The organism is Burkholderia sp. Se-20378, from assembly GCF_017104665.1.
GTDB classification, from domain to species: Bacteria; Pseudomonadota; Gammaproteobacteria; order Burkholderiales; family Burkholderiaceae; genus Burkholderia; species Burkholderia lata.
This window is the reverse complement of sequence record NZ_JAAGPG010000300.1, coordinates 1-10043: the sequence shown is the minus strand read 5'-3', so window position 1 is coordinate 10043 and position 10043 is coordinate 1. Positions and strand designations below refer to the sequence as shown.

Here is a 10043-nt window from a genome sequence, read left to right as displayed (position 1 = left end):
GGGCCTGCCGCGCGGCGCATCCGCTTGCACAGGGCGCGCGAACGCGCTCCAATCGAATCACGCGGGCGGCGCTGCCGCCGCACCGATCAATCTGTCCCTGAAGAGGAAGTGATGCAATTCAACGACATTCTTGCCGCGCTCGATATCGATCTCGCCCAGTGGAAAGGCAATGCGCTGACCGCGCGTTCGCCGCTCGACGGTGCGACGCTCGCGACGCTGGCCGTCGACACGCCCGCCGACGCCGAGCGCAAGATCGACGCCGCGCACGACGCATTCCTCAAGTGGCGCACGGTGCCGGCGCCGGTGCGCGGCGAACTCGTGCGCGTGTTCGGCAACGTGCTGCGTGAGCACAAGGCCGAGCTCGGCGCCCTCGTCACGCTCGAAGCCGGCAAGATCACGTCGGAAGGCCTCGGCGAAGTGCAGGAAATGATCGACATCTGCGATTTCGCGGTCGGTCTGTCGCGCCAGCTTTACGGCCTCACGATCGCCTCCGAGCGCCCGGGCCACCGGATGATGGAAACGTGGCACCCGATCGGCGTGTGCGGCGTGATCTCGGCGTTCAACTTCCCGGTCGCCGTGTGGGCATGGAATGCGGCGCTCGCATTCGTGTGCGGCGATTCGGTCGTGTGGAAGCCGTCCGAGAAGACGCCGCTCACCGCGATCGCGTGTCACGTGCTGCTGCAGAAGGCGATCCGCGAATTCGAGAAGACCCACCCGGGCGTCGCGCCGGCGGAGCTGAGCCAGCTGGTGCTCGGCATGCGCGATGTCGGCGAGGTGCTGACGGCGTCGAAGAAGGTGCCGGTCGTCAGCGCGACGGGCAGCGTGCGGATGGGCCAGGAAGTCGCGAAGGTGCTGAGCCAGCGTCTCGCGCGCGGCATCCTCGAACTCGGCGGCAACAACGGGATGATCGTCGCGCCGAGCGCCGATCTCGACCTCGTGGTGCGCGCGGTCACGTTCGCGGCGGTCGGCACGGCCGGCCAGCGCTGCACGACGCTGCGCCGCCTGATCGTGCATCGCAGCCTGGTCGAACAGCTGCTGCCGCGCATCGAGAAGGCCTACACGTCGGTGAAGGTCGGCAACCCGCTTGAAGAAGGCACGCTGGTCGGCCCGCTGGTCGATCGCGCGTCGTTCGACGCGATGCAGAAGGCGCTGGGCGATGCACGCGAGCAGGGCGGCGAGGTGAAGGGCGGCGAGCGCGTCGACGTCGGTCACGCGGATGCGTACTACGTGCGTCCGGCCCTCGTGCGGATGCCGAAGCAATCGGCGGTGGTCGAGCGCGAAACGTTCGCACCGATCTTGTACGTGATGGTCTACGACAACTTCGACGACGCGATCGAACTGCACAACGCGGTGCCGCAAGGCCTGTCGTCGGCAATCTTCACGAATGACATGCGCGAGGCCGAGCAATTCATGTCGGCAGCGGGCAGCGACTGCGGGATCGTCAACGTGAACATCGGCACGAGCGGCGCGGAGATCGGCGGCGCGTTCGGCGGCGAGAAGGAAACGGGCGGCGGCCGCGAGTCGGGTTCGGATGCGTGGAAGGCTTACATGCGCCGCGCGACGAACACGATCAACTACAGCCGTCAGCTGCCGCTGGCGCAGGGCGTGAAGTTCGACGTTTGATGCGGGGCGCCCGGGAGGGCGCCTTGATGGTGAATGAACAGGGCCGGTTGCCGCGGAAGCGGTAACCGGCCCTGTTCGTTTGCGGAGGCGTGCCATCGCGCCAATCGCGACATCGCAATGATTGCCGTCCGAGTGTCGTCGACCGTACGCCGTCGGCGCAATCATCTCTATGCCGCCGAGAAAAAGGCATTGGGCCGGGTCGGTGCCAAAATCTACCGATCCAGCCGATGTGCAACAGAGGCCGCGCGCTCCGCTTCGAGAGAGAGCGGCAGGCCACCAGCCAAGGGACGATATGGACGACGTTAAGGGAAAGATCCGCTTCGTGATTCCGGTCAAGCCGAAGAACATGCAACGGATGAGCGAATTTTATAGTGACGGTTTGGGTTTCAAGGTAACAGAGGATGGGGAGGTGCTGCTTGGGGGAGAGGATGGCGGGGTGGGGACGCTTCTGTATGAAAACGGCAAGGGTCCAATCAACAGAAACGCAATCATCCAAATCGAGATCGCAAAGAATTTCGGCGCATTCTGTCGTCGTCTGAAAGACGCCGGCGCGAAGTTCGAAGAGATCGGGCGGCTGCCGGCCGGGTATTTCGCGCACTTTCGCGATCCGAGCGACAATCTGATCACGATCTATAGCGACGAAGACGACGAGGAAAGCGACAAGATCATTTATGGCTGGGCGGAAACGGTCACGATCGATTGATCGGATCGGGGGAAGCAATACCCGATCGCGATCGATTACGTGCGCGGTGCTGGCGGCGAGACTGTCCGGAGACGGTGTCACGAATCAATGGATCTGCCGCATACAACTCGTCCAGCCTGAATATGCCGGATGCGTAGCCGGCATCACGTCTCCGCTGCCGGCATGTTCTGCACGACCAGCATCTGCGGGCTCGACAGCGTGATCCCCGCCGCGCGCAACTGCTTCAGGATCTCGAACAGCAGGTCACTCTTCGTCGAACCGGCGATCCGCGGGCTCGACACGTAACCGGTCACGCTCAGCGTGATGCCGTCCGGTGTGAGCTGGCTGAACGTCACCGACGGCGCCGGCTTCTCGAGAATCGCCTCATGCGAGCGATACGCTTCAAGCAGCAGGTCGCGCACCTGCTCGGGATCGGTGTTCAGCGGGAAGGTCAGCACCAGCGTCGCGACGCCCTGCGTGCTGTTGCCCATCGTCACGTTGCGCAGGTTCTGCGAGATCAGTTGCGAGTTCGGCACGATCACGGTCGAGCGGTCGCTGAGCTGGATCTCGGTCGCGCGCACGTTGATGCGGCGGATGTCGCCTTCGACGCCCGCAATGCTGATCATGTCGCCCACCTTCACCGGGCGCTCGGTCAACAGGATCAGCCCCGACACAAAGTTCTTCACGATCTCCTGCAGGCCGAAACCGATACCCACCGACAGCGCACTGACGATCCACGCGAGGTTGTTCCACCTGACGCCGAGCAGCCCCAGCGTCATCAGCACGAGCAGCACGTAGCCGACGTTGGTGAACAGCGTGATCAGCGACACGCGCATCCCCGTATCCATGCCGAGTGCGGGCATGAACTCGCTGTCGAGCCAGCGGCGCAGCGAGCGCAGCAGGTAGAAGCCGATCGCGAACCCGATCACGGCGTTCATGATCCGGTCGGGCATGATGTTCAGGCTCTGCAGCCGCTGGCTGCCGATCATCGCGACTGCACTGTCCATCAGGTCGCCCGGCGTCGTGCCGAAGCCGCCCGTCAGCAGCGCGATGGCCGCGATCAGCATCAGCAGGCTCGTGCCGAAGCCGGACAGGACCGTGCGGGCCTGGTCGAGGTGACGGTCCTCGAGCGCGAACAGGTGCTTGATCTGCTGGCCCGTCGTCAGGCTCGACGAGAACAGGCTCTCGCTCGCGTCGCGCGTCAACTGGATCAGGATATAGGTGGCGCCCAGCACGATCTCGAACCACACGAGCTCGTAGGTAATGAAGCGCGCGACCGTGATGTAGCCGATCAGGAGTGCGATCAGGGTAGCGATGATGGCCAGCGTGACGGCGGCGTGGATCAGCCCGGCGAGCGTCGAGCGCTGTTCGGGCGCTTCGCCGGCGGCTGCGAGCGCGCTGCGCGCGCGGTTCGAGCGCAGCAACGACGCACCGACCGTCACCGCGACGACGAGCGACACGATCCCGCGGCCGAACAACGTGACCGACAGGCTGGTGTCGACGATCCGGTTGATCGATTCGAGCGTGCCGGACACCAGCAGCAGCGCGGCCAGGATGCCGGGGAACGGCTTCATCGCGAGCGCGACGGGATCGGCGAGCGCGGGCAGGCGCCACGACGGATGCTTCGTGCAGAGCAGCGCACGGCCGAGCCCGGCGATCAGTGCGCAGGTTGCGGCAAGCTTCGCGAACTGGTCCCACAGGTCGTTCAGCGCCGGCGTGAGGTCGTAATGGCGCGCGACGGCGAGGTACAGGATCTGCACGGCAATGGCGGTTGCCAGCAGCGTCGACAGCGCGGTCGACAACGCCAGCGCGCTGCGGCGCAAACGGGTGGCCGGCAGGCGGTTCACGCAGAGCCATGCGAGCCCGCGTTCGATGAGCCGGCGGCCGCCCATCCATGCCGCAAACGCGGCAACCAGCAGCAGCACGGTGATCGCCTTTTGTCCGGGCACCCACGACGAGCGCAGCATGTCGAGCATTTCTTCGTCGAAGTCCCCGAGCCGCTGGGCGTCGTCCGGCGAAAGATGGAACAGCGGCAGCCAGAACTGCGCGCTGAAAATGCCGCCCGATCGGAACGCGAGCTGGTTCTTCAGCAGGCCGCGATGCAGTTTCGCGAACTGCTCGTTCAGGTTCGTGAGGCTGGTCTTCTGGTCGGCAGCCTGCTTCAGCGCTGCATCGATCTGGGTCTTGCGCGCGTTCAGCGTGGCCCGTTGCTTCGCGACGGCCGGCGTTTCCGGCGCGGCGCCTTCGGCAGGCGGGGGGCCGAGCACGTCGAGTTGCCCCTGGATCTGCGCACGCTGCGGAACGAGATCGCTCTGCAGCTTCTCGACATCGGTGCTCAGCTCCTGCGTCGAGTCGCTGAGCCCGTCCAGCTCCTTGCTGTTGGACGCGGTCGAGGTCTGCTGCTTGATGCGGTCCAGTTCGGCCTGCATCTGCTTGAGCTGCGCGACGGCGTCGGTCAGCGAGATGGCCGGGACGGGCGCGCCGACACCGCTCGCGTTCGGGGCCGAGGCGGCCGCCGGAAACGCGGACGCGGTCGCGATCGCCGCGAACTGCAGCAGCGCGATCAGTGCGATCCGGCGCACGTAGGTGGATAGTCGTTGTATGAACATGGAATGCTTACGATTTGCCGACAATTCAGGTCGCCGAAAGGCGCCCGGAAGCCGGTGGTTGGCCCGGTAGCATGTTACCGGGGTGTGGAACGCGTGGTTGTCCCGATTGCGTACCCCGTTTGTGGCGATTCCGGTGGTGTGCGGCCGCGCGAAATGCGGCACCAGGCCCGAACGTTGGGGCGGTGGTGCCACGGTGCGGCGACAGATGGCCGTTCTGGTGCGTTTTCCACACCCGACAGACGGTTACGCAAGTTACACAATAGCCGGCGCAAAAATGGGGTGCCCGAAGCGGTTCGGCGGCCGGCATGCGGCCGGCCCGTCGTCGCGCTCCGGATATCGGGGCCGGGGTGCGTGCGCCGGACGGACGTGCCGGTACAATGCAGCGATTCGCCCGACGGCGGCTCGCTGGTCGCCGGACAACAACACGACACGATCAGGAGACGCGCCCACGATGGCCTCAACGGACAGCCTCTCGCAGGCACCTGCCCAATCCTCACCCGTCGACCCCGGCTCCATCTCGGCCCGCCTCGACCGCCTGCCGCCCACCCGCACTGTCTGGAAGCTCGTCGTCCTGCTGAGCCTGGGCTTCTTCTTCGAGCTCTACGACCTGCTCTATAGCGGCTACGTCGCCCCCGGCCTCGTGAAAAGCGGGATTCTCTCCGCGACGACGCACGGCCTGTTCGGCACCACGGGCGTCGCGAGTTTCATCGCCGCGCTGTTTTCCGGCCTCTTCATCGGCACGATCGCGTGCGGCTTCCTCGCCGACCGCTTCGGCCGCCGCGCGATCTTCACGTGGTCGCTGCTGTGGTACACGGCCGCCAACGTCGTGATGGCGTTCCAGGACACCGCGGCCGGGCTGAATTTCTGGCGCTTCGTCGTCGGTCTCGGCCTCGGCGTCGAGATGGTGACGATCGGCACGTACATTTCCGAGCTCGTCCCGAAGCAGATTCGCGGCCGCGCATTTGCGTGCGAGCAGGCGGTCGGGTTCGTCGCGGTGCCGGTGGTCGCGTTCCTCGCGTACCTGCTCGTGCCGCACGCACCGTTCGGCCTCGATGGCTGGCGCTGGGTCGTGCTGATCGGCGCGCACGGCGCGCTGTTCGTGTGGTGGATTCGCCGCGAACTGCCGGAAAGCCCGCGCTGGCTCGCGCAGCAGGGCCGGGTCGACGAAGCCGATCGCATCATGCGCGCGCTCGAAGCGAAGGTCGAAGCCGAATATGGTCGCCCGCTGCCGCCGCCCGCGCCCGCCGAACCCGTGCCGCCGCGCGGCAGTTTCCGCGACATGTGGGTGCCGCCGTATCGCAGCCGCACGATCATGATGACGATCTTCAACGTGTTCCAGACGGTCGGCTTCTACGGCTTCGCGAACTGGGTGCCGACGCTGCTGATCAAGCAGGGCATCACGATCACGTCGAGCCTGATGTATTCGAGCGTGATCGCGCTCGCCGCGCCGATCGGCCCGCTGATCGGCCTCGTGATCGCCGACCGTTTCGAGCGCAAATCGGTGATCGTCGCGATGGCGGCGGCGATCGTCGTCTGCGGGCTGCTGTTCAGCCAGACGACGGTGGGCGTCTTCCTGATCGTGCTCGGCATCGGCCTCACGCTCGCGAGCAACATCATGTCGTACAGCTTCCACGCGTATCAGGCCGAACTGTTTCCGACGTCGATCCGCGCACGGGCCGTCGGCTTCGTCTATTCGTGGAGCCGCTTCTCGGCGATCTTCTCGTCGTTCGTGATCGCGGCCGTGCTGAAGGGCTTCGGCACCTTCGGCGTGTTCGCGTTCATCGCGGGCGCGATGGTGATCGTGATGGCCGCGATCGGGTTCATGGGGCCGCGCACGAAGGGTATCGCGCTCGAAACCATCTCGAAGTAATCGGTGGTTGCGCACGCGTGTCGCGCGGTTCGTGCGGCATGCGTGCGATGCGATGACGATTGCATCGCACATACGGTGTGTACCGTGTTTCGGGAATGATCTGGCATACGAATCGATTTGAAAATGCAGTCATGCCGTAGCGAAACTCATCGCTTCCTGGATCGATTTCGAACGCCCAACAAACAAGATTGCCACGTAACGACACAGCGGGCGGCAACGAGTTGAAACAAAGCGTGACGAAGCGCAAAACCACGGTGAAACCGCGACTTGAGCCGCTGCCGATTCTTGCGCGGACGCGTAAAATGAAGGGCCTGACGACTCATTAGCCGCCATCGGACCGACCGCGTTGCACCAGCGAACGGCTCCGCCGCGAAGAGGCGTCGGCGCCGGGCGCACACGATGCGCCGGACGTGTCGATGGCTCGCGCGGAAGATGCGCCGCCCGCAACAGCAGCATGCGGCGGCCGGATCGGCCGATGGCTTCGAACGTATGATGCTTTTCAGCTTTACGCGGCGATTTGCAAAACCGCGTTGTCTTGCCCGTGCCTCCGCTGCGTGCATCTGGCTCGCTGCGGCGCTACCGATCTCCGTGCTTGTCGAGCGGCCTGCCTTTGCGGCGTCCGACGCATCGTCGCCTGTCGCTACGTCATCCTCATCAGTCGAGTCACCTGCATCGGCGGCTTCCCGTGCGCATGCCGCTTCGTCGGCGCATGCGTTGTCGGGAGCCTCGGCCGCGCAGCCCGCGCCTGCCGCATCGCACGCGCATCCTGCGCAGCCTGCCAGTCCGGCATCGGCCGCATCGGCGACCTCTGCCGCTTCCGCTGCTTCCGCCGCCACACCTGCATCGGCCGCTTCCGCCACGCCTGCCAGCGAGGCCGAAGCACCCGCCCCGACACCGCCACGCCAGCATCCGCCACTGTCGGCTGAAGAGGCGAAAAATGCGACCGCACGCGCGGTCGACATGCGCAAGCGCTTCACACAGGAAGTCACGCGGCGTCTGAACGTGCCCGCAAGCGAGCAGCGCGCGTACGGCGAGCGGCTCCAGAAGGCGCTCGTCGATGCAGATCTCGGCGACCTCGCCGGCGAATACATCGCGATGGTCGACCGCGCGTCGACCGTCCAGGCGCTGTTCATCTACTTTCGCGCGACGCCGGCCAACGCGTGGATGATGATCGGCGCGTCGCCGGTCGGCACCGGGCTGCCGGGCAAGTACGACCATTTCCTGACGCCGCTCGGCGTGTTCCATCACTCGCCGGACAACATGGATTTCCGTGCGGAAGGCACGACGAACGAGAACGGCATTCGCGGCTACGGCCGCCGCGACATGCGCATCTACGACTTCGGCTGGGTGGACGGCGAGCGCGGGTGGGGCAAGGGCGGCGTGTCGCCGATGCGCTTCCAGATGCATGCGACCGACCCCGATCGTCTCGAATCGTTGCTCGGCATCCGGCACTCGAAAGGGTGCGTGCGGATTCCCGCATCGCTGAACACGTTCTTCGACCGGCACGGCCTGCTCGACGACGATTACCAGGCGCGCGTCGAGGCCGGCAAGTCGCTGTGGGTGCTGCGCCGCGATCGCGACATCACGCCGATCGCGGGCCGCTACCTGGTCGTGATCGACAGCGCACGCAAGACACGGCCGGCGTGGTCGCCGTTGCCGGGGCGCAAGGCGTGGTCGAAGCTGCCGAAGGGCGGTGACACGGCGGACTGACGGGCGGTACGGCGGGCACGGGAGCGATCTGGATGAGAATAAATCCGTTTTATTGAACCATAACAAAAGCAAACTTTTATTATCCGATCCGGGTTCGTATAGTCGAGGCCAGTTTCGCGGAACCCTGCCGCGCCTGGACCACCACCGATCACACGACCCGATGAAAACTCTCTACAAGCTCGCCCCGCTCGCGATGCTCGGCGCCTTCGCGACGCATGCCTGTGCGCAAAGCAGCATCACGCTGTACGGTCTCATCTCGGCCGGTGTCGGGTTCGCGACCAACCAGGGCGGCAAGAACGCCTGGCAGGCGCTGTCCGGCACGAACCAGAACCCGCGCTGGGGGCTGAAGGGCAAGGAGGATCTCGGGCAGGGGCTGTCCGCGATCTTCCAGCTGGAGAACGGCTTCAACGTGATGACGGGCACGGCCGCGCAGAACGGTCGCGAGTTCGGGCGGATGGCCTACGTCGGCCTGGCCGACCGCACCTACGGCTCGCTGACGTTCGGGCGCCAGTACGACGCGATCCACGACTACATCGGGCCCGTGATCATCGCGAGCAACGGCGTGAACATCGGCGACAACGACAACGGCTACAACGACATCCGCGTGCAGAACTCGGTGAAGTACGTGAGCCCCGTCTACTACGGCCTGAAATTCACCGCGCTGTACGGCTTCAGCAACGCGACCGGCTTCGCGAACAACAGCGCATACAGCTTCGGGCTGGGCTACGAGCAGGGCACGCTGCGCTGGAGCGCGGTCTATGCGCAGTACAACCATCCGTACAGCGCGACGAACCAGGACGGCGCGATCGCGAACGACTATGCGTCGCCGCTGCTGATCTTCAGCAAGAGCGCGATGTCGCCCGCGGCGTATGCGAGCCGGCAGCGGATCGCGGGCACGGGCGGCTTCTACACGATCGGCCGCGCGCAGTTCGCGGCGATGTTTACCGACGTGCGCTACGATTACCTCGACAATACGCACCTGCACCTGCAGAACCTCGGCGTGAACGTCGTCTACACGATGACGCCGCAGCTCTTTCTCGGCGCCGCGTATGCGTTCACGAACGGCAAGTACGACGTGATCGACAAGCGGCCGAAATGGCACCAGGTGAACCTGCAGGCCGATTACTACCTGTCGAAACGCACCGACGTCGCGCTGACGGTGATCGCGCAGCAGGCGGCCGGCGACGCGGACCATGCGCAGATCTTCGCGTACGCGCGCTCGACCAGCACGCGCCAGATGATGGCGACGCTCGGCGTCCGGCATGTTTTCTGAGCGCCAGATCATGACCCATCCGATTGCATCCCGCCGCACCTTCCTGAAACTGTCCGCCGCGCTGGCCGGCACCGCGCTGCTGCCCGAAACGGGCGCGTTCGCGGCCGGCGGCGAGGCTGCGCGACGCACGGTGATCATCGATACCGACCCCGGGCAGGACGACGCCATCGCGATCCTGTTCGCGCTGGGCGCGCAGGACCGGCTCGACGTGCGCGCGCTGACCGCCGTCGCGGGCAACGTGCCGCTCGACCTGACCGAACGCAATGCGCGGATCAA

The 10043-nt window shown here is 65.7% G+C and carries 7 protein-coding genes; 6 read left to right on the top strand and 1 reads right to left on the bottom strand.

All coding sequences use genetic code 11. The features are described from left to right. The first annotated feature begins 111 nt into the window (after window positions 1-111). Complete coding sequence (locus tag G3N93_RS25860) at window positions 112-1623, top strand: aldehyde dehydrogenase family protein (RefSeq protein ID WP_174944099.1); 1512 nt, start codon at window positions 112-114, stop codon at window positions 1621-1623. A 292-nt stretch (window positions 1624-1915) separates the two neighbouring features. Next, window positions 1916-2326, top strand: coding sequence for a VOC family protein (locus G3N93_RS25855; RefSeq protein WP_206134250.1), 411 nt, complete (start codon window positions 1916-1918; stop codon window positions 2324-2326). A 143-nt stretch (window positions 2327-2469) separates the two neighbouring features. Here G3N93_RS25855 and G3N93_RS25850 read toward each other — a convergent pair whose 3' ends face one another. After that, complete coding sequence (locus tag G3N93_RS25850; protein WP_206134249.1) at window positions 2470-4914, bottom strand: DUF3772 domain-containing protein; 2445 nt, start codon at window positions 4912-4914, stop codon at window positions 2470-2472. Window positions 4915-5365: 451 nt separating this feature from the next. On the opposite strand from G3N93_RS25850, the gene G3N93_RS25845 reads away from it, so the two are divergent. From G3N93_RS25845 to G3N93_RS25830, 4 genes are all read left to right on the top strand, one after another. Beyond that, window positions 5366-6784 carry an MFS transporter gene (locus G3N93_RS25845; protein ID WP_174942283.1) on the top strand — a complete coding sequence of 473 codons (1419 nt, stop codon included), beginning with the start codon at window positions 5366-5368 and terminating at the stop codon, window positions 6782-6784. A gap of 399 nt (window positions 6785-7183) precedes the next feature. After that, window positions 7184-8494, top strand: a complete 1311-nt coding sequence (locus G3N93_RS25840; RefSeq protein WP_206134248.1) for a hypothetical protein — start codon at window positions 7184-7186, stop codon at window positions 8492-8494. A gap of 160 nt (window positions 8495-8654) precedes the next feature. Then, window positions 8655-9767 (top strand): porin, encoded by a 1113-nt coding sequence (locus G3N93_RS25835; RefSeq protein ID WP_206134247.1) that lies wholly within the window; start codon window positions 8655-8657, stop codon window positions 9765-9767. A gap of 10 nt (window positions 9768-9777) precedes the next feature. Then, window positions 9778-10043, top strand: a 266-nt coding sequence (locus G3N93_RS25830; RefSeq protein WP_206134246.1) for a nucleoside hydrolase, incomplete at its 3' end; no start/stop codon positions are given.